The sequence below is a fragment of the Exiguobacterium indicum HHS 31 genome, from assembly GCF_001939065.1.
Taxonomy (GTDB): domain Bacteria; phylum Bacillota; class Bacilli; order Exiguobacteriales; family Exiguobacteriaceae; genus Exiguobacterium_A; species Exiguobacterium_A indicum.
On record NZ_MPSZ01000003.1, the window covers coordinates 18,422 to 41,962 of the forward strand.

General features: G+C 49.6%; 21 protein-coding genes, 1 tRNA gene and 1 pseudogene. 3 read left to right on the forward strand and 20 right to left on the reverse strand.

Translation table 11 applies throughout. The features are described 5' to 3' along the window. Positions 1-41: 41 nt before the first annotated feature. From gap to N179_RS09865, 4 genes are all read right to left on the reverse strand, one after another. Complete coding sequence (gap, locus tag N179_RS09850) at positions 42-1,049, reverse strand: type I glyceraldehyde-3-phosphate dehydrogenase (RefSeq protein ID WP_023469217.1); 1,008 nt, start codon at positions 1,047-1,049, stop codon at positions 42-44. Between the two features lie 53 nt (positions 1,050-1,102). Then, positions 1,103-2,131, reverse strand: a complete 1,029-nt coding sequence (locus tag N179_RS09855) for a sugar-binding transcriptional regulator (protein WP_023469218.1) — start codon at positions 2,129-2,131, stop codon at positions 1,103-1,105. 115 nt (positions 2,132-2,246) lie between these two features. Then, positions 2,247-2,507, reverse strand: coding sequence for a glutaredoxin family protein (locus tag N179_RS09860; protein ID WP_023469219.1), 261 nt, complete (start codon positions 2,505-2,507; stop codon positions 2,247-2,249). After that, complete coding sequence (locus tag N179_RS09865; protein ID WP_075642811.1) at positions 2,498-3,640, reverse strand: RNA polymerase factor sigma-54; 1,143 nt, start codon at positions 3,638-3,640, stop codon at positions 2,498-2,500. The genes N179_RS09860 and N179_RS09865 overlap by 10 nt, the downstream gene beginning before the upstream one ends. A 153-nt stretch (positions 3,641-3,793) precedes the next feature. Between N179_RS09865 and N179_RS09870 the strand changes: the two genes are divergently transcribed. Both N179_RS09870 and clpP read left to right on the forward strand, forming a co-directional pair. Further along, positions 3,794-3,869, forward strand: a tRNA-Arg gene (locus tag N179_RS09870). 182 nt (positions 3,870-4,051) lie between these two features. After that, positions 4,052-4,636: pseudogene (gene clpP / locus N179_RS09875) on the forward strand (ATP-dependent Clp endopeptidase proteolytic subunit ClpP); the annotation flags it as partial. Between the two features lie 122 nt (positions 4,637-4,758). Here the strand turns inward: clpP and N179_RS09880 are convergent. The 11 genes from N179_RS09880 to hprK all read right to left on the reverse strand — a co-directional run bounded on the left by N179_RS09880 (position 4,759) and on the right by hprK (position 13,920). After that, entirely contained in the window at positions 4,759-4,995 is a 237-nt protein-coding gene (locus N179_RS09880) for a hypothetical protein (RefSeq protein WP_023469221.1), read from the reverse strand. Positions 4,996-5,077: 82 nt separating this feature from the next. Beyond that, positions 5,078-6,034 carry a DNA-binding protein WhiA gene (gene whiA / locus N179_RS09885; protein ID WP_023469222.1) on the reverse strand — a complete coding sequence of 319 codons (957 nt, stop codon included), beginning with the start codon at positions 6,032-6,034 and terminating at the stop codon, positions 5,078-5,080. Next, positions 6,031-7,029, reverse strand: coding sequence for a gluconeogenesis factor YvcK family protein (locus tag N179_RS09890; protein ID WP_055968917.1), 999 nt, complete (start codon positions 7,027-7,029; stop codon positions 6,031-6,033). The genes whiA and N179_RS09890 overlap by 4 nt, the downstream gene beginning before the upstream one ends. After that, positions 7,029-7,898, reverse strand: a complete 870-nt coding sequence (gene rapZ / locus N179_RS09895; protein WP_055968920.1) for an RNase adapter RapZ — start codon at positions 7,896-7,898, stop codon at positions 7,029-7,031. Before rapZ ends, N179_RS09890 begins: the two co-directional genes overlap by 1 nt. A gap of 111 nt (positions 7,899-8,009) precedes the next feature. Continuing rightward, positions 8,010-8,972 carry a thioredoxin-disulfide reductase gene (gene trxB, locus N179_RS09900; protein WP_023469225.1) on the reverse strand — a complete coding sequence of 321 codons (963 nt, stop codon included), beginning with the start codon at positions 8,970-8,972 and terminating at the stop codon, positions 8,010-8,012. Positions 8,973-9,033: 61 nt separating this feature from the next. Beyond that, positions 9,034-10,518: a tetratricopeptide repeat protein gene (locus N179_RS09905; protein ID WP_035396300.1), complete on the reverse strand. Its 1,485-nt coding sequence runs from the start codon at positions 10,516-10,518 to the stop codon at positions 9,034-9,036. 96 nt (positions 10,519-10,614) lie between these two features. Then, positions 10,615-10,995: a sporulation phosphorelay system protein KapB gene (kapB, locus tag N179_RS09910; RefSeq protein ID WP_023469227.1), complete on the reverse strand. Its 381-nt coding sequence runs from the start codon at positions 10,993-10,995 to the stop codon at positions 10,615-10,617. A gap of 30 nt (positions 10,996-11,025) precedes the next feature. Further along, on the reverse strand, positions 11,026-11,508 hold the full coding sequence (locus N179_RS09915) for an acyltransferase (RefSeq protein WP_035396297.1): 483 nt from the start codon (positions 11,506-11,508) through the stop codon (positions 11,026-11,028). Continuing rightward, entirely contained in the window at positions 11,492-12,148 is a 657-nt protein-coding gene (ppaX, locus tag N179_RS09920; protein WP_035396294.1) for a pyrophosphatase PpaX, read from the reverse strand. The genes N179_RS09915 and ppaX overlap by 17 nt, the downstream gene beginning before the upstream one ends. 3 nt (positions 12,149-12,151) lie before the next feature. After that, on the reverse strand, positions 12,152-12,985 hold the full coding sequence (gene lgt / locus N179_RS09925) for a prolipoprotein diacylglyceryl transferase (RefSeq protein WP_023469230.1): 834 nt from the start codon (positions 12,983-12,985) through the stop codon (positions 12,152-12,154). Then, positions 12,985-13,920 carry an HPr(Ser) kinase/phosphatase gene (gene hprK, locus N179_RS09930; RefSeq protein ID WP_058713327.1) on the reverse strand — a complete coding sequence of 312 codons (936 nt, stop codon included), beginning with the start codon at positions 13,918-13,920 and terminating at the stop codon, positions 12,985-12,987. The genes lgt and hprK overlap by 1 nt, the downstream gene beginning before the upstream one ends. Positions 13,921-14,046: 126 nt before the next feature. Here hprK and N179_RS09935 point away from each other — a divergent pair, with 126 nt between their 5' ends. After that, on the forward strand, positions 14,047-14,430 hold the full coding sequence (locus N179_RS09935; protein WP_023469232.1) for a hypothetical protein: 384 nt from the start codon (positions 14,047-14,049) through the stop codon (positions 14,428-14,430). A 236-nt stretch (positions 14,431-14,666) separates the two neighbouring features. Here N179_RS09935 and N179_RS09940 read toward each other — a convergent pair whose 3' ends face one another. The 5 genes from N179_RS09940 to N179_RS09960 form a co-directional block, all read right to left on the reverse strand. After that, entirely contained in the window at positions 14,667-15,776 is a 1,110-nt protein-coding gene (locus N179_RS09940; RefSeq protein WP_075642812.1) for a DUF4097 family beta strand repeat-containing protein, read from the reverse strand. Between the two features lie 100 nt (positions 15,777-15,876). Then, on the reverse strand, positions 15,877-18,732 hold the full coding sequence (gene uvrA / locus N179_RS09945) for an excinuclease ABC subunit UvrA (RefSeq protein WP_075642813.1): 2,856 nt from the start codon (positions 18,730-18,732) through the stop codon (positions 15,877-15,879). Position 18,733: 1 nt separating this feature from the next. Continuing rightward, the gene (uvrB, locus tag N179_RS09950; RefSeq protein ID WP_075642814.1) at positions 18,734-20,701 is read right to left on the reverse strand and encodes an excinuclease ABC subunit UvrB; all 1,968 of its coding nucleotides are present in this window, start codon (positions 20,699-20,701) and stop codon (positions 18,734-18,736) included. 205 nt (positions 20,702-20,906) lie between these two features. Next, a complete protein-coding gene (locus tag N179_RS09955) occupies positions 20,907-22,070 on the reverse strand; it encodes a PDZ domain-containing protein (protein WP_075642815.1) in 1,164 nt (387 codons plus the stop codon). A gap of 22 nt (positions 22,071-22,092) precedes the next feature. Beyond that, a complete protein-coding gene (locus tag N179_RS09960) occupies positions 22,093-23,517 on the reverse strand; it encodes a S41 family peptidase (protein WP_075642816.1) in 1,425 nt (474 codons plus the stop codon). Positions 23,518-23,541 lie beyond the last annotated feature (24 nt).

Here is a 23,541-nt window from a genome sequence, read left to right on the forward strand (position 1 = left end):
ATCGTTTCCGCTCTTATTCAATTGCTATTTAATTGCTCGAATTACTTAGCGATTTCTGCGAAGTGTTTGAGTGTACGAACGAGTTGGCTAGTGTAAGACATTTCGTTGTCATACCAAGCAACTGTTTTAACGAGTTGTTTGTCGCCGACTGTCATGACTTTCGTTTGTGTTGCATCGAAGAGTGATCCGTAAGAGATACCAACGATGTCAGAAGAAACGATTTCGTCTTCAGTGTAACCGTAAGACTCGTTAGCAGCTGCTTTCATTGCTGCGTTGACTTCTTCTACAGAAACTTTTTTGTCGAGTACAGTTACGAGCTCAGTGAGTGAACCTGTAGCGACTGGTACACGTTGTGCAGATCCGTCAAGTTTACCTTGAAGTTCTGGAAGAACGAGACCGATTGCTTTTGCAGCACCAGTTGAGTTTGGAACGATGTTTGCTGCTGCCGCACGTGCACGACGGAAGTCACCTTTAGGGTGTGGAGCGTCGAGTGTGTTTTGGTCACCAGTGTAAGCGTGGATCGTAGTCATGAGACCTTCAACGATTCCGAACTGATCTTGGAGAACTTTAGCCATTGGCGCGAGACAGTTTGTAGTACAAGAAGCACCAGAGATAACTGTTTCAGTTCCGTCAAGGATTTCGTGGTTCGTGTTGAAGACGACTGTTTTCATGTCGCCAGTTGCAGGTGCAGAGATAACGACTTTTTTAGCGCCAGCTTTCAAGTGAAGCTCAGCTTTTTCTTTGTCTGTGAAGAAACCAGTACATTCGAGAACGATGTCAACACCGAGCTCGCCCCATGGGAGTTCTTCTGGGTTGCGGTTAGCAAGTGTTTTGATTTCTTTACCGTTGACGAGGAAGTAACCGTCGTGTACTTCAACTTCGCCGTCGAAACGACCTTGAGTCGTATCATATTTGAGAAGGTGTGCAAGCATTTTAGTGTCTGTAAGGTCGTTGATCGCGACTACTTCGATTCCATCGAATTGAAGAATTTGACGAAGTGCCAAACGTCCGATACGTCCAAATCCGTTAATACCAACTTTTACTGCCATGATAATTTTCCTCCTTTTAATGTAAAGCGAGTTATCTATTATTCAAAAGGGGGTTACCCTTTCAAAATCGAAGCTGCTGCGCCTTCATCCGTAATCAGGATGATGTCCGGCGACTGTTTGACATAGGCGTTGATCGCTTCTGCCTTCGAATGACCACCTGCGACGACAATGACGTGTTCGACTTGCTTCAAGTCAGCCAGTTGGAGACCAACTGTCTTGACCCGGTGCACGATGTTACCGTCTCGGTCGAAGTAATATCCGAATGCTTCCGCTACTGCCTGTTCATGTTCCAGTCGGGTCAGGAGATCTTCAGACGCGCGACGGCGTTTTGCCATCGTTTTCGCCTCACCAATTCCATGTACCACGATTGAAGCACCTTTAATCATTTGAAGCACATTTTTTATGCTCGGCTCTTCGATCATCTTGACGAACGTCTCTGTACTGACCATGTCCGGGATGTGAAGCAGATGATAATCACTTTGAGCGCGTGATGCCATCCGTGAGCATACTGTGTTCGCTTGTAATTCGAGCGTTTCTCCCAGTCCTCCGCGTGCCGGAACGAACGTCATTGGACGGTGTTCCTTGTCTGGCGACATCATCGCCGCGACGGATGCCATCGTTGTACCGCCTGTGACAGCGATCGTATTGTGATGGTCTGAAGAAAGCTCTCGTTTGAGTCGTGCGACGGTTGCCCGCCCCATGTCTCGCTGTACCCAGAAGGTTTCATCGGAATCACCCGGTACGATGACGACGTCACGTACTCCGAGTCTCTCTTTCAAGGCTTTCGCCATGTCTGAGATCCCTGCGAGTTCTCCCATGATGCTGTGCATGCTGCGAAGAACATTTCGTCCTTCATCCGTCAAGGACATCCCCTGCGTCGCGACCTCTAGGAGGTCTTGCTGCTTCAAGAAGTCGACTTCCCGCCGTAAGACGCGTTCCGTCAAGCCAAGGCTCGTCGCAAGCGTACGTCGTCCGATCGGTTGCATCAGTCGTACATAATGAAGGATGTCGTAGCGTGTCTGCATTTCTTCGATCAGATCAGGCACGATTCGTTTTTGGATCTGGACTAACTGCCGAATCATGTATTTCCCTCTCCTCTCAAGTAGCTGGACGCTTTCTGTCCCGCATGTCATAACGTGTCCCACTTGGTACACCGTTATCATAACAGTCCATTTCTCGCCTTGCAAGTCTCGTTTCTCAAGTTTTTTGAAGTAAGCGGTTTCTTATCGTTTCCGTCTCGAATTTGCCATAACTCCAGATTTCCTCGTCATGCATGACGACCGGAATCTCGTATAAGAATCGTAGACTGAGCGCTTCATCCTGATCGATGTTGACTTCCTCGAACGTCCATTCCGGAAACTCATCGAGTACGAAGTCGAGTAAGATGGCGGCCTCTTCACATAGCGTACATCCCGGACGTGAATAGAGTGTTAAGTGTCTGTGTCGTTTTAATCCCATTCTGATTGCGCCTTCCTTTGCTGCATCGTTTTTTTCGTTAAACCAAGCGCTGCCCGGTACTTCGCGACCGTCCGCCTTGCGACTGTCAAACCGTCTGCTTGCAGACGATCCGTCAATTGCTGATCACTTAACGGACGATCGCTGTATTGAATGTATTCGGCGATCCGCCGTTTAATCAAAAAACTCGAATCTCCGGTTGTCGTCCGTGAGACGAACAAGTCTTCTAGAGCAACGAGACCATGGACCGTCTCGACGTACTTCGCAGCAATCGCTCGACCAATCGTTGACGGATGATGCCCCGTCGCCTCAGCGACTTGTTTTTTCGTCAATGGCTCAAGATGCAGTTCTCCTTTGAACCAGCGTTCTTGTCGCTCAAGCAAAACTGAGAGGATGGCATGCATCGTGACACGGCGTCGTTCGTACGCGCGCAAAAAAGGCGTTGCCTCTTTTAGTTCGAGCCACGTCTGATCCGTATCGAGTGTCATCCAATCGATCTGAAGTTTTCCATCTAACAGGTGAATCCGTGCTTCTGCAATGACCAATCGTTCTTCTTTAGGAAGATCCGGTGTCCGGCTCAGGCGTGTCAATCTTTTTCGCAACCGCGCTCGATCCGCCTCACTGTACTGAGCGAATACCTGACTCGCCGGTTCATGTCGCAACCGATCCGTTAGTCCGATCAATTCCGCGTCGTCAAGCTCGATCGCCTGTAACCATTGGCACTCGCGCTCCGAGCGGGCAGCGATGCCAACTGGTTCACATTGTTGTAAGAGTGTCCGTGCTTCTGTAATCGTTGCGACATCGGTCGAGAAGGATGCAGCGAGCTGCTCGTCCGATGTCCGCAATAAACCGTCCGCTTCTAAATACACGATGAGTTGTTCCGCCATATATCCTATTTCCTGTCTGACTGATTCTAAACGTATTTGTGCAAGAAGCTCGTCTTCGTAGGAAGCCAAATGTCCTGCCATCTGCTCGACCTCTAGCGAAACCTGATTCGGGTAATGACGATGCAACCGTCGTTTCAACCGTCGCCATTCCTCCTCGAGCTCAGCTGCTGGTTGCTCAAGTACATGTAACTGATACTGTTGTGACGCCGATAACGTCATCTGTTGCGTCTGTTCCTGGCGTTGATCCATCGATTCCCCTCCCTCACTTCTTATTATAGAAGAAACGTTTTAAGAAACGTGCTCTGAACCCCTTTTGAGTCGCCGGAGAAAAGAAAAGTCCTGCTTCCCTATTGCTTTTCTGAAAAAATGTCGCTATACTATTAATTGTTCAGTACATCAGATGCACCCGTAGCTCAGGGGATAGAGCACTGGTTTCCGGTACCAGGTGTCGGGAGTTCGAATCTCTCCGGGTGTACCATTTATTCAACTACAAGGCAATGCCAGCAATGGCATTGCCTTTTTTCTATATTGATATGTTTCATTTGCCCTTGTAATGGAAAAATACCTAAAAGTCGCATCGTATCTTTTGACCAATATTGACCAAAGGATTATGATAAGGATAAGTCGAATAGGAAGCTACATACCAACTATAAGGAGGCAAAGACTATGTTAATTCCAACAGTCATCGAACAAACAAACCGCGGGGAACGTGCTTACGATATCTACTCACGTTTGCTAAAAGACCGCATCATTCTTCTCGGGAGCGCGATTGACGACAACGTCGCCAACTCAGTCGTTGCCCAACTTCTGTTCTTAGCAGCAGAAGATCCAGATAAAGAAATCTCGCTTTACATCAACAGCCCAGGTGGTTCGATCACTGCCGGTATGGCGATTTACGATACAATGAACTTCATCAAGCCACAAGTCTCAACGATTTGTATCGGTATGGCAGCATCGATGGGTGCGTTCTTGCTCCAAGCAGGCGCAAAAGGAAAACGTTTCGCGTTACCAAACGCTGAAATCATGATCCACCAACCGCTCGGTGGCACACAAGGTCAAGCATCGGATATTAAAATCCATGCGGAGCGTATCATCAAAATGCGTGAGCACCTCAACAAAATCATGGCTGAAAACACAGGACAACCACTTGAAGTCATCGAACGCGATACAGAGCGTGACAACTTCATGTCAGCACAAGCTGCTGCTGATTACGGTCTCATCGACCGCGTCATGGAACGTGCATAAGTCATTTAAAGTGTCTCCTTCGGGAGGCACTTTTTTTGTATCCATAGAAAAGCGAAGTCTTGTCCATTCATCCGTACATAATAAAAAAACCTCCCGTTCCTTATAGAACGAGAGGGCGATGATCAGTCGATCAAGTCTGTGATGTCTGAAACGATGTCGTGGTTTTCACGAATCAGCGAGTAGATTGCGTTCGCATGTGGCGAAAGCTCTTCTTCTGCTTGTAATTGTTTCAGGAATAAAGATGTTGCGAATGCAACGAGTGTGCTTTTCGGTACACCGATTGATTTTGCTTTTTTCGTTAATACTTCGTCAAACTTCGCGTCTACAGTGAGCGAAATACGTTTCTTTTCGTTAGCCATTTCAAAAACTCCTTAATTCGAACATTTAGTTGCATCGACTATATATTATAGTAGACTATGGTTCATCCCGCAAGCGACCCTCTTATAAGGCCCCTGTCATCGACTCTCCATTCCGTACTTTTTCAGCGATTTGATCAATCTTCCGCAACCGGTGATTGATTCCTGATTTTGAGATGGAGCCGCTTTCGACCATCTCCCCGAGCTCTTGTAACGTGACGTCTTGATGTGTCACGCGCAAAATCGCGATCTCCTTCAACTTATCCGGTAAAACATCGAGTCCGACCGTCCGCTCAAGGAACTTGATGTTCTCGACTTGACGTAATGCCGCACCGACCGTTTTATTGAGGTTCGCCGTCTCACAGTTGACGAGACGGTTGACCGAGTTACGCATGTCTTTTAAGATTCGTACGTCCTCGAACCGTAGCATCGATTGTGTCGCATCGACGAGTTTAAGGAAATCGGAAATCTTCTCGCTCTCCTTGATGTAGAGGATGTGTCCCTTTTTCCGTTCAATCGCCTTCGCGTTCAAATCAAAGACGTTCGATAGACCACGGAGCGCTGCATTATGCTCTTCATATAAGCTGAAAATCTCCAAGTGATATGACGACGTCGCTGGATTGTTGAGCGAACCCCCGGCGAGGAATGCCCCTCGTAAATACGCCCGTGCTTTTCGTTCGTCGTTTAAGATCGTATCACTGATTGAACGAATCATCGTGAACCCTTCCCCTAAAATTCCGAGGTCCTGCAAAATCTTGTCTGCTTGTTGCTTAACACGGACGATATAGACATTATTCTTTTTCAGACGCATTTTTTTCCGCACGAGTAAATCGAGATGGACTCCGTACGCTTTTTTCAACAGCGAATAAATCCGGCGCGCAATCGAGGCATTTTCAGTCGAGATATCAAGTGTCAGACCACGTCCGAGCCCGAACGAGATCGCACCGTTCATCCGGGCAAGCGCCGCGAGTTCCGCCTTCATCTCGTGATCCGTGATTGGAATCTGCGTTAATTCTTTTTTGACTTCTGAGGCAAAGCTCATGTCAGCTCCTCCTTCCCTTCGAGTTGACGCATCCGCCGAATCGATAGTACTTTTCGCATGACGAGGCTTGCGACGGCATCTGAGTCATGGCGAATAAAATGATGATTGTAATCGACGATATCATCTGCAAGCACTTCAACGCCTGCGAGCTCGAATTGTTTTTCATTATAGGTGACGATGTCGGCATGATCCTTTTGATACTTTTTCAAGTAACCGGCATCGATCGACTCATTATTGACGATGATCGTATCGACGACGCCTTGACCGAGAAAACGTTCGAGCGTCGATAAATGCTCATTGGCTGTAAATGCCGTCGTCTCGCCTGGTTGTGTCATGACGTTACAAATATAGACGACTGGAGCCAGCGATTGCTGAATTGCTTCCCGGATCTCATCAATCAAGACGTTCGGGATGATACTCGTATAAAGACTTCCTGGTCCAAGGACGATCACATCAGCATCGAGAATCGCTTGAATCGCTTCCGGTACCGGACGGACATCTTGTTCTTCAAGGAAAATCCGTTCAATCTTCTTACCGACCGTCGGAATCAGTGACTCGCCTTTGACGATCGTCCCGTCCTCGAACTCGGCACATAACGTAATCGTCCGTTCCGTCGCCGGATAGACTTTTCCTTCTGCGTTCAACAGTTGTCCCATGACACCGATCGCTTCGACGAACGAACCGTTACAGAGTTGTGTCGCTGCCGTCAGCATCAAGTTGCCGAGCGAATGCCCATGCAATCCTTCACCGGTCTCAAACCGGTACTGCATGATTCGGTCCATCAAGGTTTCCGATTTCGACAAGGCGACGATGACATTGCGAATATCGCCTGGTGGCAACATATTAAACTCCGTCCGCAGACGCCCAGAACTGCCACCGTCATCTGCGACCGTAACGATCGCTGTAATGTCGAGCGGGTAATGCTTCAGTCCACGAAGAAGCGTTGAGAGTCCTGTCCCGCCACCAATGGCGACGACTTTACGTTCCCATTTCATCACTTCTCCTCCTTCGCATGCACATAATCCCGGTGATTTGTCTCGATGTGATACTGCGTCGCGAATTCCTTGCTGATGGCTTCCGCAAACGTGATCGACCGGTGTTTCCCGCCTGTACAGCCGAGGGCGATCACGAGTTGCGACTTTCCTTCCCGCTCATATTGCGGAATCAAGAACTCGAGTAGATCAACGAGTTTTTTATAAAACAGCTTCGCTTCCGGCCACTGCATGACGTAGGACGCCACTTCCTCATCGAGTCCTGTCTTTGGACGCAGTTCCGGAATGTAGAACGGGTTCGGTAAGAACCGGAGGTCAAAGACAAGATCGGCATCAAGCGGTAAGCCATGTTTGAAGCCAAACGACATGACGTTGACTGTAAACGGAATCCGCTCTCCTGTCGTAAACTCTTTCAGCAAACGTTCTTTTAAGGCAAGTGGTTTAATGTCACTCGTATCGATCAGCATTTGTGCTTTATCACGGAACCCTTCAAGCAACGTCCGCTCACGTTCAATACCGATCAGTGGTGAGTCAGTTGGTGCAAGTGGATGGGAACGACGTGATTCCTTATAACGGCGTACAAGGACGTCGTTACGCGCATCGAGATAGAGCATCCGAGTCTGTAAGTTCGTCTTTTTCAAATCCTCATAAACGACAAAAAAACTATCAATGAAATCACGCGCACGTGTATCGATGGCAACGGCGATTTTAGGACGCACTTGTCCGATGACTTCGATGAGTTGTGGCAATAACGTCGGTGGTAGATTGTCGACACAGAAATAGCCTAAATCCTCAAAGCTGTTCATTGCGACTGTCTTTCCAGCCCCACTCATACCCGTGATGATGACAAGTTGCGGTTGATTCTGTTCCATCTTTTCGCCCTCCAGACAACAGTTCCGTGTGTATTTTTCGCTTCTTTCTCAGTATATCATAAAAAAAGAGCCAGCTTCACTGAAGATACCTTCAATGAAACTGGTTCGTTATTACGCGTGTGAGGATTCTTGTAATTCTTCAAGCAACGCTTCGATGAAGTGCTGTGCATTTTGTGCGGCAATCGAACCATCGTTTGTTGCTGTAACGACTTGACGAAGTGTTTTTTCACGAACGTCACCAGCAGCAAAGATTCCTTTGATGTTCGTTTCCATCGCTTCGTTTGTCACGACGTAGCCTTGGTCGTTCAAGATACCGAGATCTTGGACGTAGCCTGTGATCGGGTTCATCCCGATGTAGATGAAGACACCATCGATCGGATGCGTCGTGACGTCAGCTGTTTTTGTGTTGATCAGCTCAATGCCGCCGACTTTCCCGTCTTGTTCGTTAATCTGTTTAACCGTATGGTTCCAGATGAAGTCGATTTTCGGGTTGTCAAACGCACGTTTTTGAAGAATCTTTTGAGCGCGGAGCTCGTCACGACGGTGTACGATCGTGACTTTTTTCGCGAAGCGTGTCAAGTAGACGCCTTCTTCCACCGCAGAGTCGCCTCCACCGATGACGAAGAGTTCTTTTTCTTTAAAGAACGCGCCATCACAGACAGCACAGTACGAGACACCGCGACCGCCGAGCTCTTCTTCACCCGGTACGCCGATTTTCTTATATTGTGCACCAGACGCGATGATGATCGCCCGTGCGTAGTAATCTTTGTTGTGTGCATGAATCGTTTTGTATGCTTTACCGTCTTCGATGCTTCGAACGTCTCCGTACGCATATTCTGCGCCGAATGCTTTCGAGTGGTCGAACATTTTTTGCGAGAGATCTGGTCCGAGGATGCTATCGTATCCTGGGTAGTTTTCGATATCTTCTGTGTTCGCCATTTGACCGCCCGGAATCCCGCGTTCGATCATCAATGTCGAAAGGTTCGCACGTGATGCATAAAGTGCGGCTGTCATCCCAGCAGGTCCTGCCCCGATGATGATGACGTCATAAATTTTTTGTTCTGTTTCCGCCATGATTCCACCCCATTTATCGTAATCGTTGTAGTTTGAGTATAGGTGAGAATCGCCTAAACGTCTAACACTTTGCTTGTAGCGGTGCCAACATCCGTTCATGTGTCCGGATCATCGATGCGACGTGATCGAACGAACAATCGACGAGTGATGCACATTCCTCGATCAACATCCCGTCCCGTAAATCATGGAACAGATAAAGCAGTGATGCAGCAGATGCTTCAATCGAATCAAACGATTCCCCACTTAAGACGAGCTGTGCGAAGCGTTCATAAAAATCCCCTTCGAGACTCATCCGTTCTTCGTCTGAAACGAACCGTTCCGCAAGACGGATTGTCTGCAATGCCCGATGAATGCGTTCATCCACGACATCAGTCCGTCCTTCCATCTCGATGACAATCTGTTCCGTCAATAAGAGGACATCTTCCTGGTCTGTCACTTCTGGCATCATCGACAATGCAAGCCGTGCTTCAGCATCGTTCAGTTTGCCAAGAAGAAGTGCCGTGAAAATCCGCGAGACATCATCTTCCGTCTTCAGCGCTTGGATGAGTGCCGAGCGAAACTGCAGGTTGTGCCGGATGTCATACGTATCCGTCTCTTCCTTTAACGCTTGTGCTTCGTCCGACTTCAAGAAAGCGGCTGCTTCTTCGACGTGTCCTGTCTTATAGGCAGAGATTGATAACCAGTGACCAAAGAGTGGGTCTCCTCGGTATCCGCGACGCTCGAGCAACTTCAACTCTTCATAGGCGATATCGTATCGTCCGATGATCGCAAGCGTTGATGCGACCTTATAACGTGTCTCAAGGTGCACGGAACGCACGTGTTCGAGTTGACGAGAGAGACGGTGCGCCTCTTCGTCCTGACCCATCTCGTGTAACAAGACGAGCGTGTTACAGAGGGCATGCAAATTCCCCGGATTCCCTTCAAGGACCCGTTCAAGGGAAGCGAATGCCTGATCATTCTCTCCTAAATAGAACTCGACGATCGCGAGGTTGTTGTAGGCAGGCCAGAACGTCGGGTACTGGGCAATCAGTCCCGTCAACGTCTCCTGTGCCGCGAACAGCATCCCTTTATCGATCTGGCGTTGTGCCTGACCGTGCAGACGAATCAATTCATCCTCTTCGTCGTCTTCCATCTCTTGTTCGAGATCAATCAGTTCCACGAGTGCGGCCGATGCCTCCGCGTGTTTGCCGTTTGGTGCTTGCTCTAAATATTCCATCGCATGTTGTCGCGCTTCTTCGTAAAGTGAGACGTGTGCGTAGTTATTCGCTAAATAAAAGAGTGCTTCCGTATTTGATGCGTCGAGTGCGCGTACTTGTTTCAAGACATCATTCGCATGATTGATTTCTCCTGTCTCGAATAAGACACGGGCATAACGGAGCAAATAACGGATGTCCGCTGGCTGAAGTGTCGTCGCCTCATCTAAATGATAGACGGCTTCGTCCAGTCGCCCTTCCCGGTGCGCCTTCCGTCCGCGGAAATAAAAAAGTTCCGCTTGGCGCGCTGTTATCGCAAAGGGGTCTGCTTTGTATTTGGTTAATTCCATCATGATTCAAGCCCCCATAAATAGTAAACTGGTTTCGTAGTTGCAGACACAAGAATACCCTATCTCTAGGAGGCATGCAACAGAAAAAAACGCCGGAGTTCATCCCCAGCGTTTTGCATAAATCGATTCCAGTTCTTTGTAATTCTCTAAGCATTTTCGTACAAAAGCATCCGTCTCTGGATTCAGTCCTTCAAGACGTGCCACGTCCTTGTCATATGCCTGCCGTAAGCTCGTCGCATAATCGGGAATCTCTCCGTCATACGCATAAACGACTGCGGGCGAAACCGTGATCTTTTCGTGCTTATGCAAGGCGGTCCGGATATGGAAGAGTGGAACATCGACTTGGTTCGGTTGGTGAAGATCTCCTTGAACGGGATGCTTCTCAACAGCCAACACCTCAACGACGAGACCTTGTGGACGTTCGGCGAATAATCTTCCGAAATACTTTCCTGTCTTATACGTAAAGCGGATGTGCGTCATCTTTTTTCCTTCTTCCTTCTCACAGTTTTGTCACATTTCGTGCCGGCGAAGCGGCTGACTCGAGACGCGTTCATTCGGCGCAATGTCCCGGTGAACGACCGATCCGGCACCAACGACAGCACCATCTCCGATCGTTACGCCCGGTAGGATTGTCACGTTTGCACCGATCAAGACGTTGCTTCCGATGACGACGTCACCTAAACGATACTCCGTCGTCAAATATTCATGACAGAGAATCGTCGTATTGAAGCCGATGATCGTATTGTCACCAATCGTGATCCGCTCCGGGAACATCGTGTCCGGCATCACCATCAAGGCAAGTGCCGTCTTCTCCCCGATCTTCATTCGAAGACATGTCCGGTAGAGCGCGTTCTTAAAACGTAGCGACGGAGCGAACCGCCCGATCGTGATGATCGTAAAGCACCACATCACTTTAAAGAACGACACCGTCCGGTACATGTGCCAGAGTGGATTCGTCGTTCCGACCTGAAACCGATCAGTTCGCCGCGCCATTTTGTTCCTCCAGCCAAGCCGCAAGATGATCCATCGAATCAATGATGACGTCCGGCTCGAGTGCCTCTAAGTACGCGCGTCCTTTGATCGCCCAACCGACCGCGACTGTCTTCAGTCCCGCGTTCTTACCACCGAGAATGTCCGTATCGTTGTCACCGACCATGATCGTTTCGTCTGCTGTTGCTCCAAGCAACTGCATCGCTTTTTCGAACGGCTCGACGGCTGGTTTTTCTTCCGTTACGTCATCGGCTGCGATGACCGCGTCAAAGAGTGACGTCAATCCGAACAACTCGATACCGCGGAGGGCGACACGACGACTCTTCGACGTCACGACCGCCATCTTGTATCCTGCTTCATGCAGACGACGCAATCCGTCAAGCACACCTGGATACTCGAGCACGAGCGCGTCATGCATCGCGATGTTGTAGCTACGGTAAAAAGCGACCATCTCTTTCCACTGTTCTGCATTCATCGCCGAGAACGATTTTTCTAGCGTCGGACCGATGAACGGAAGCAGTTCCGCTTCCGTGAACGTCCGGTCCGGATAATAGTAACTAAGCGTATGCTCGAAGCTTTTTAAGATCAGTGGATTCGTGTCGATCAACGTGCCATCTAAATCAAACAGTAGCGTGCGAATCATCGATTACTTCGCCTCCTTTTTCGAACCGTCCAAGTAACGAACGGCGTTGCGGCGAACGACCATCATGATCACACCGAAGATGATCAGACAGATTGAGACGATTTGCGCTGTCCGGAGTCCATCCCCCATCATCAGACTGTCCGTCCGGAGTCCTTCAATATAAAAGCGTCCGATTGAATACCACACGAGGTAACCGAGGAAGACATACCCACGACGTGGATTGAACTTCATCCGCCAGACGATCAACAGAATGACACCGATGATGTTCCAGATGCTTTCATAGAGAAACGTCGGTAGGTAGTACGTCCCGTCGATGTACATCTGGTTAACGATCCAGTTCGGTAAGTGCAGCGTATCTTGTAAGTACGACCATGTCGTTTCGCCACCGTGTGCTTCTTGGTTGAAGAAGTTACCCCAGCGTCCGACGGCTTGTCCGAACAAGAGGGATGGTGCCAAGATATCAGCGATTTGCCAGAACGAGATCTTTTTCTTACGCGTATAGATAATGACCGTCAAAATCGCACCGATGATCGCACCGTGAATCGCGATCCCACCTTGGCGGATATTGATGATTTGGTCAAGATGTTGACTATAGTAGTTCCACTCGAACGCGACGTAGTAAATCCGGGCACAGATGATACTGATCGGAATCGACCAGATGACGACATCGACCGCATACTCTTCGTTAAAGCCGATCCGCTTCGACTCGAAGATTGCAATCAACAGACCGACGACCGCACCGAGTGCGATGACGATGCCGTACCAGTAAATCGGTACAGGACCGAGTTCAATCGCCACGCGGTCAAACGTTGGTTGTACAGAGGCTAAAGTTCCCATCAAAGACCACCATTCCCATCTTCAATTGCTTGCGCGAGACGTCCCGCGAATTCTTCTGCTGTGTTGATGCCCATGTTCTTCAGACGATAGTTCATCGCTGCGACTTCGATGATGACAGCGAGGTTTCGTCCAGGACGGACGGGAATCGTCAGGAACGGAATTTCCGTATCGATGATTTGGAGTGTCTCTTGGTCCAGACCGACGCGGTCATAGACTTTCGATTGATCCCAAATCTCGAGGTTACAGACGAGGCTGATCTTCTTATGCGAGCGAACCGCACCTGCACCGAACAACGTCATCACATCGATGATCCCGATTCCACGAATCTCAAGCAGATGTTGAATCAACTTAGGTGCTGTCCCAACGAGAATCCCGTCACCAGTTTGACGAATCTCAACTGAGTCATCTGCCACTAGGCGGTGACCCCGCTTAACGAGTTCGAGTGCCGTTTCCGATTTACCAACACCACTTGCACCTTTGATGAAGACACCGACACCATAGATATCGACGAGGACACCATGCATCGCCGTCGTTGGTGCGAGTTCCGCTTCCAGGAAGTTCGTGATCTGTGACTCGACCGATGTCGTATGCCCTTTTGTCGTCAACAGTGGCACGTTCGTCTCGTCTGCGGCTTGGATGATCGCTTCCGGTACGTCGAATCCACGTGTGATCAAGATACCAGGTGTTTCATCCGTACAGAGGATGTTCGCTCGTTCGCGTTGTTCCTCGTACGTTAAATTATTGAAGAACGTCAATTCTGTTTTTCCGAGAATCTGGAGACGTTCTGCCGGGTAATAGGCATAATAACCGGCAAGCACAAGGCCAGGTCGGCACAAATCAGCCGTCAGAATCGGACGATGTAAGCCCTCTTCTCCCGTGACGATGTGGAGATTGAATTGTTTTACGATTTCAGCTGTTCGCACTTTTGGTTGCACGCTTCGTCAGCCCCTTTCACTTGAAGTATTGTACCATATTTTTATTCGATTCATGGAATTGGATTAGAAGCATGATTTCTTGGGAATGGAATAAAGAGTTAATATTTTGAAGGAGGTTTTGCCGTGATGTCAGGCGGTGGTATCGGATTGATTTTAGTCATTATCTTATTTGCGGTTCTAGCGATTGCTGGTTTCGTCTATCTCATTATCTCACTGATTGATATGTGGAAAGCGTATTCGCGTAATCAAGATCAAACTGCTCTCTTATTCTTTATCATCTCAATCATCGGAATCTTCATCAGTGGTTCATTCATTTCCTACGTCCTCGCGATCATCTTCTATTGGAATCGCGCACGCGGAAAGAGTTGGCTCGGAATCGGTCTGATTCTCGTTTCGATCGTTCTTGCAATCATCGGTGTCATTGCCTTACTCTCGTTCGGTTACGATATGAATAATATCGAGAACATGAACTTCGACGAGCCGATGATGGATCAGGATTACGATTATTGATGTAGGCTACACCCATCCTTTTCAGTAAGGATGGGTGTTTTTGTATATGCAGCTGACGTCTGCCCGTTTGCGTGACTCCTACAGGAAAAAGCGCGGACATCCGCGCTGTCAGAGACAAACGAGACCCGGCTACTCGTGTAGCCGCGGCTTGTGTCTCGCCTGAGGAAAGCATGCAAAGCGGATACGACGTCATAAGAAAAGCGCAACCTCTTTTTCAAGAAGTTGCGCTAGTATGCTTATAAAGCTTGTGGGCTGAGGTGAACACCGTGCGTGACCGAAATCGTACCTGTCTTCGTATCGGCTTCAACCTCGATTTTTGGTGAACGACCGCGACCTGATACGAAATGGAGCTTCCGGTTGACGATCTCTTTTTGATCCCGGATTAATTCCATGTCATCGAGGTTGCAGTTGAGACCACCGAAGTTCGTCTCAAGCTCACCGTAGACTTCTGCGCCGTGCGGCAACATCAAAGCGATGCTTCCAGCAAGGGACGAAGCTTTGACCTTCGCGTTTTGTACGGTCTTCAGCTCACAGCGGACGTTTCCGTTCGCTGTTTTCAGTTCTGAACGTTCGAAGACACCTGTCGTGATGATTTGTCCGTTGGCTGTCTTCGCCTTCAAGACTTTCAACTCCGACTCTTCGATTTCAATCGAACCGTTCGCTGTCGATACTTTGACATCCTCACTGAACAGATCGCGGACGTTGACTCGACCGTTTGCTGTCATCAGTTGAGCGGATGTCGTATCAAGTGACGTCAACGAAATTTCCCCGTTCAGCGTCTGTAAGACGAATGATTCGTAATGACGGCGTGGTACTTTCAGATGGACTGTCGCACGGACACTCTTATCCTTCAAACGGATCGAGAGTGTGTTTGCTGAGACCGCGTGTTGAACAGCGGCTTGAAGTTGCTCAAGCGCCTGTTCTTCCGTCACCTGTTGGCGGCGGAGTGGACGTCCCGTCACTATCAATTCGCATTCTTCGAGATCACTCGGTTCAACGACCAAGTTCGCATTGAACAAATCGACGTGCACGGTCTCACCGCTGAACGGGAATTGTTTGACGTAGGTGACGTTCGGACCGGACGCCTGATTAAGCGAAAGATCACTGTCCTTGATCCGGCTGACGAGATTATCGAACGCTGACATGACTTTCGTCGTCAGCGAATCGACGGAATACTGGTCGACCCGATCATATTGTTCTGGTTCATCGACGTACTTATGTTCACTGGCAGAAGTTGCACGTTCGTCGATCGCTTCGAGCCGCTCGAGTTTATCGAGTGCCTCATCAATCGTTAACTTTCCTTCTTTGACTTGCTCCAATATCAATTGACGCATATCTTGCTTCATGAACCGTTCCCTCCTATTCTTGAACCTCAAACGTGTGTTACATGATACTTTCGTTTAAGTTCCCTTAGTTCCTCCCTACGAATCCTCATCCACAAAAGTTTCACGATTCAATTCGTGCCGCATCGCGTTCAAGGACAGGTGCGAGGTATCGTCCCGTGTAGGATGCTTCAACTTCAGCGATGTGTTCCGGTGTACCGGCAGCAACGATTGTTCCGCCATCGTCGCCCCCCTCAGGTCCAAGATCAATCAAGTAGTCGGCCGTCTTGATGACATCCAAGTTGTGTTCGATAACGAGTACCGTATCGCCATTGTCGACGAGACGTTGTAAGACTTTCAGGAGACGCGCGATATCATGGACGTGGAGTCCTGTCGTTGGCTCATCGAGGATGTAGATCGTCTTCCCAGTCGAGCGCTTATGCAACTCGGACGCCAGTTTAACACGTTGTGCTTCCCCGCCGGACAGTTCCGTCGCGGGTTGACCGAGACGCATGTACGTCAGACCGACGTCAGCGATCGTCTGCAGTTTCCGCGTGATTTTCGGAATGTTCTCGAAGAAGGCGAGGGCATCTTCAACCGTCATCTCAAGCACGTCGGCAATCGTTTTGCCTTTATATTTCACTTCGAGTGTTTCGCGGTTATAGCGTTTCCCGTGACAGACTTCACACGGAACATAGACGTCCGGTAAGAAGTGCATCTCAATCTTGATGATCCCATCGCCACGACACGCTTCACAACGTCCACCCTTGATGTTGAAACTGAAACGTCCTTTTTTGTAACCACGGAGTTTCGCTTCGTTCGTCGAAGCAAAGACGTCCCGAATGTCATCGAAGACACCGGTATACGTTGCCGGGTTCGAGCGCGGTGTCCGACCGATTGGTGACTGATCGATATCGATGACCTTATCGATTTGATCCAGACCGGTGATCCCTTTATGAGCACCCGGTTTTTCTTTCGCCCGGTTCATCTCGTGCGCAATCGTCTTATAAAGAATTTCATTGATCAACGTCGATTTCCCGGATCCCGAGACACCTGTGACGGCGACGAACAGACCCAGCGGAATGTCGACATCGACGTTCTTCAAGTTGTTTTCCGATGCTTTGTGGATATGAAGCATCCGACCATCTGGCTCTTTGCGTGTCGACGGAACAGGAATGAACTTCTTCCCGGACAAGTATTGACCAGTCAACGAGTTCGCATCCTGCATCAACTCTTCCGGTTTCCCGGCTGCCGTGACGAATCCACCGTGATCGCCGGCACCAGGTCCGATATCGATCAAGTAGTCGGCTGCCATCATCGTGTCTTCATCGTGTTCGACGACGATCAGCGTATTGCCGAGATCACGCATCGCCTTCAGCGTATTGATCAGACGATCATTATCACGTTGGTGTAAACCGATCGATGGTTCATCGAGAACGTAGAGGACGCCCGTTAGACGCGAACCGATTTGTGTCGCAAGACGAATCCGTTGCGCTTCCCCACCGGACAACGTACCCGCTGCGCGTGAGATCGTCAGGTAATCGAGACCGACGTTCTCAAGGAACGACGCCCGTTCGTGAATCTCACGAACAATCATCCGCGAAATCGTCTTATCCTTCTCACTTAATTTCTCCGGTAGTTCGTCGAAGAACATGACCGCTTGTTTGACAGACATCTTCGTCACTTCACCGATATGGTGATCGGATACTTTGACGGCGAGCGATTCCCGTTTCAAGCGGTGTCCTTTACACGTCGGACATGCCTTCTTCGCCATATAGCCTTCCATCTGTTCCCGAATATAATCAGACGACGTCTCCTTGAAGCGACGCTGTAAGTTGTTGAGGACCCCTTCGAAGTAGAGATTCGTATTTCGGACCATCCCGAAGTCATTCTCATAACGGAAGTGAATCTCTTCCTTCGTGTTTCCGTTCAAGATCGTTTCGCGATGTTCTTCTGACAGCTGTTCGAACGGTGTATCCATATCGATCTTGAAGTGATCACAGACCGCTTTGAGTAATTGTGGATAATACTGCGAACTTGTCGGTTCCCACGCCACGATTGCCCCTTCGTTCAATGACTTATCAGGATGCGGCACGACGAGATCGACATCGACCTCAAGCTTCGTTCCGAGACCGTCACATGACGTACAGGCACCAAACGGTGAGTTGAACGAGAACATCCGTGGTTCGAGTTCGCCGATTGAGAAGCCACAGATCGGACAAGCGTGATGCTCACTGAACAACAATTCGTTGCCATCCATCGTATCGACGATGACCCGACCGTCCGCGAGGCGAAGTGCAGTCTCCAGTGAATCCGCAAGACGGGCTTCGACATCTGGTCGCACGACGACACGGTCGACGACGACTTCGATCGAGTGTTTCTTGTTTTTCTCAAGCGTGATCTCTTCGGCGAGATCCATCGTCTCTCCGTTGACACGAACGCGGACGAAGCCTTCCTTCTTCAAATCGTCGAGCACCTTGACGTGAGTTCCTTTTCGTCCGGAAACGATTGGCGCGAGAATTTGCAGACGCGTCCGCTCCGGTAACTCCATCACTTGGTCGACCATCTGACTGATCGTCTGGCTCGAAATCTCGATTCCGTGATTTGGACAAATCGGTTTACCAATTCGTGCGTACAATAGACGCAGATAATCATAGATTTCTGTGACCGTTCCGACCGTCGACCGTGGGTTTTTACTCGTCGTCTTCTGGTCGATTGAAATTGCTGGACTCAGTCCTTCGATCGTGTCGACATCCGGTTTATCCATCTGTCCGAGGAACTGACGGGCATAGGCTGATAAACTTTCGACATAACGTCGTTGTCCTTCCGCGTAAATCGTGTCGAAGGCAAGCGACGATTTCCCTGACCCGGACAAACCCGTCAAGACGACGAGCTGATCGCGGGGAATTTCGACATCGATGTTTTGTAGATTATTGACGCGAGCGCCTTTGATGATAATCTGATTCTTCTTTTCTCCCAACTTAGGCACCTGCTTTCAATTCTAATATGAGGTCGCGGAGCTCAGCAGCTCGTTCAAACTGCATGTCTTTCGCCGCTTGACGCATCTCTTGATCAAGCTGTTCAAGCAACGTTTCGCGCTCCGGTTTTTTGAGTTTGTTGAACTTCTCGAGTTTTTCGACGGTATCGTCGCTCTCGATCGTCGTACTGATGACACCACGGACGTCTTTTTTGATCGTCTGCGGCGTAATGCCATGTTCTTCGTTGAACGCCATCTGGATCGCGCGACGGCGTTCCGTCTCATCGATCGCGCGTTGCATCGAATCGGTGACTTTATCAGCAAACAAGATGACGTGTCCTTCCGCGTTCCGCGCCGCCCGACCAATCGTTTGAATCAGCGAACGGTCCGAACGCAAGAAGCCTTCCTTATCGGCATCGAGAATCGTCACGAGTGAGACTTCCGGAATATCGAGTCCTTCTCGTAACAAGTTGATCCCGACGAGGACATCGTATTTCCCAAGCCGCAAGTCACGTATGATTTCAATCCGTTCCAGCGTCTTGATCTCCGAGTGCATGTAGTTGACCTTGACACCATTCTCTTTCAAGTAGTCGGTCAAGTCTTCTGCCATCTTCTTCGTCAGTGTCGTCACGAGAACACGTTCGTTCTTCGCGACCCGGTCACGGATGTTATCCATCAAGTAATCGATTTGTCCTGTGATCGGATGAATCTCGATCGTTGGATCAACGAGACCGGTCGGACGGATGATTTGCTCGACCATCTCTTTTGAATGTTCGAGTTCATACGGTCCTGGTGTCGCCGAGATATAGATCGCCTGACTGACTTTTTCCTCAAACTCCTCGAACCGTAACGGACGGTTGTCTTTTGCCGACGGAAGACGGAAGCCGTGATCGACGAGGACTTGTTTCCGTGCCTGGTCTCCGTTGTACATGCCGCGAATTTGCGGAAGCGTGACGTGCGATTCATCGGCAACGAGTAAGAAGTCTTTCGGGAAGTAGTCGAGCAACGTATACGGTGTTGCCCCTTCCGGCATCAAGTTTAAGTGACGCGAGTAGTTCTCGATTCCGGAGCAATAGCCCATCTCCCGCATCATCTCAAGATCATAGTTCGTCCGTTGTTCGAGCCGTTGCGCTTCAAGCAACTGATTGTCTTCACGTAACTTCGCAAGCTGGACCTCTAGTTCCTTCTCGATGTTCGCGATTGCTTTCTGTAGACGGGTATCCCCCGTCACGAAGTGGGACGCCGGGAAGATTGAGATGTGCTCGCGGTCCGCAACGATCTCACCTGTCAGCGGATCCATGTCACGAATCCGTTCGATCTCGTCACCGAAGAACTCGACCCGGACACACTGTTCGTCGCGTGACGCCGGGAAGATTTCGACGACGTCTCCGCGGACGCGGAACCGTCCGCGCTGGAAGTCGATGTCGTTACGCTCATACTGAATGTCGATTAGACGACGGAGCATCTCGTTACGCCCCATCTCATTGCCGACACGCAGTGACAAGACGTGGTTGTTGTACTCTTCCGGGTTACCGAGACCATAGATACACGAGACAGACGCAACGATCAAGACGTCCTCCCGTTCGAACAGGGCGGACGTCGCCGAGTGACGTAGTTTATCAATCTCGTCGTTGATCGAAGAGTCCTTCTCAATGAACGTATCCGTCGATGGGACATACGCTTCCGGTTGGTAATAATCATAAAAACTAACGAAGTATTCGACCGCATTGTTCGGGAAGAATTCCTTGAACTCCGAGTAGAGTTGTCCCGCTAGTGTTTTGTTGTGGGCAAGGACGAGCGTCGGTTTCTTGATTTCCTTGATGACGTTCGAGACCGTGAACGTCTTCCCGGTACCGGTCGCCCCAAGCAACGTCTGATGTCGTTCGCCTTGTTTTAGCCCAGTCACCAATTTTTCGATTGCCGTCGGTTGATCACCGCCTGGCTCAAATGGTGAAACGAGTTCAAAATCCATCGTTTGCTTCCCCCTCATCACGTAAAAAATCTATTTTTATTGTACCACTTTACGAACAAACATTCGATTATGAAGTGCTCCTTTTAGGAAGTTACCCTTTTTTTCGAAAATGCAAAAGTTTCTTTTTGCTTCGAGTGTTGATCCTCGATTTTTCTGCCGACAAAAAAATCCCCGTCACGGCTGTTCCGTGACAGGGATGTACTCGTTAATGCAAGGACCGCACTTTAGTGCGACCATGGACCGGCTCGTTGACGAACAGAATACCAAGTTCATGATGATCTTGTTCATAGAAGGCACGTTGCGCAAACCGGATGTCGCCGTTATGGTTCATGACTTCAAGACGCAGATACGGTTTGTGTTTTTGGATGGCTTCGTAGAACGATGTTTCCGAATCGACCTTCTCACCATTGACTTTATAAATCGCTTCGCCCGGAATCAAGCCCATCTCGGCAGCTGGTTTATCAGGTAGCGTTCCGAGAATGACGGCACCACGCGTTCCATTGAGGAACAATGGGGTCTGTGCCCGGTTCAAGCGTTTGACCCGCTGATGCAATAGGATGTGCAGGACGAGCAACAGGACGATCCCGTACAGCCATTCAGCTTGTCCGGTGACGTATGCAAGAACCGTCAATAGAATCGCGACGAGACTCGTAATCAAACGTCCTTGAACGAGCGGACGCATCAATTCTTTCGGCAACTTACCCGTAAAGAGGAAGCTGAAGCCGATCGGTAACCAGAGAACGATTGGAACGAGTTCTGGGAAGCTGTAACGTGGCCACCAGGCTTCAAGCACGTCGCCCGGAACAAAGACGAGCAAAGGCAATAGCCAAAGTTTATTCGCTGACAGCCCACCGATGAAGCGACCACGCTTCGAAACGACGAGTGACGGTGACAGGCGTCGCTTTCCGCGCCACCAGACGAGGAGACATTCCGCGACAAGCGTTAACGTCGCAAGCAATAAAATCATTTTCGGCTCAACCGCTCGAACCGGATCAAGACGTGAATCCACTAGGAACCAGCCGGCAAGTCCAAGCAAAACGATCGGCCAAAGCGGTACGTTCAAGCGAACGATCCCGACCAACAGCAGGACGCTCGAGAGTCCAAGTAACAACAGAGCGTATTGCGGCGTCAGCGTCAATCCGAGCCAGCCGCTGACGACGGATAAGACGAGACCAATTAGTAACCCGGGTAAAAGTGTTTCGAGGACATCGCTTCGTTTACCGTGTGTCCGGGAGCGGAACAATCCGCGTTCCCGTTTGACACGCCGGATGCCGATGACCCAACTGACAAGGAGTGCTAACCACAAGGTCGGACTGGCGATGAGACTAATCGCGGTCCAACCAATTTCATCGAGTAATTCCACGCGCATTCAGACCTCTTTCCATTCCTTATTATTGAGCAGCGACCTCGAGTGCTTTTTTCCGCTGGACGTCATTCTTATCGTCCTCGAGTTTCTTCAGGAGACGCGTCTCCATCTCACCCGCTGTCTGCTGATCGATTTTTCCAGTGACATCAAGCTTCGCATCCTTTTGCAAGGCTTCGACGGCTTTCTTCATCGTGTCACCGAAATACCCATTTTGTCCTTTTGGCTCGTAACTGATTGCTTCGAGGACGAGGTGAGCATTTTCGACTGATTTTCCATAATCGCCGACTGCGAGTGACTTTTGATCAGTCAGGATCTTCGTGACGTTGAAGTACGCCGGTTGCTTGACTTCAATCGTCGGCTTAACGCCTTTTTTATGAATCCAGTTGCCGTCCGGTGTCAGCCATTTGTTCGTCGTTAACTTCAAATCGCTACCGTCCTTCAAGTCATAGGCACTTTGGACGATGCCTTTACCGAACGATTTCGTACCGACGACCTCAGCCCCGGCACCTTCCTTTAGACCGGCTGCCAGAATCTCGGACGCGGACGCTGATCCGCCGTCTTCGAGCACGACGATGTTATACGGTTTCTTCTCGTCTGCCTTCCCGAATTCCTGCTGACGCTCTCCCTTATTGTTCTCGACTTGATAAATCGGAACGTCCTTCGGAATAAACGGTGCAATCATGCTTGAGACAGCCGTCAAAAGACCACCCGGATTTCCGCGAACGTCGATGACGAGTCCATCGATATTCTGACTCTCGAGTTTCGCGAGCCCCTTCTCGAACTCTTTAGCCGTCGGTTCTGAGAACTGTGTCACTTGCAAGACACCAATCTTCTTCCCGTTGACGTCCTCGGTCGACGTATAGACCGTCTCAATCGGAATCGTATCCCGTTTGATCGTGATGTCCATCGCGTCTTGACCGCTACGTTGAATCGTCAGGACGACGTTCGTTCCTTTTTCACCACGGATTTTCTTGACCGCCTGATCCGTCTTTTGCCCTTTCGTCGACTTGCCGTCGATTTCTAAGATGACGTCACCCGGTTTGATCCCGGCTTTTTCAGCGGGTGATCCCTTAATCGGTGAGACGATAACGATCGACTCGCCTTTTTGTTCCAGTGTCGCACCGATCCCTTCAAATGAAGACGATAGATTCGTATTGAACGATGCTGTCTCCGACTCATCCATATAGACGGAATACGGATCGTCAAGCACTTCCGCCATACCGGATAACGCACCGTCCAGCAGTTCTTTATCCGTTACGTCTTCTAGATAGTTCTGTTCGATCATTTGACGGACCTGATCAATTTTTTTCCAATCACCCGTCGCATTCGCAGACGACGATGACGTCGAGACAGAATCCGTTCCGCCAGCCGCTAACATTCCGACGGCGCCTGCCCCTAAACCAAGCCCGAAGGTACTGACCGCGATGACTGCTGTTGTAGATTTTTTCACGCTTGATTCCCCACTTCCGTTAAA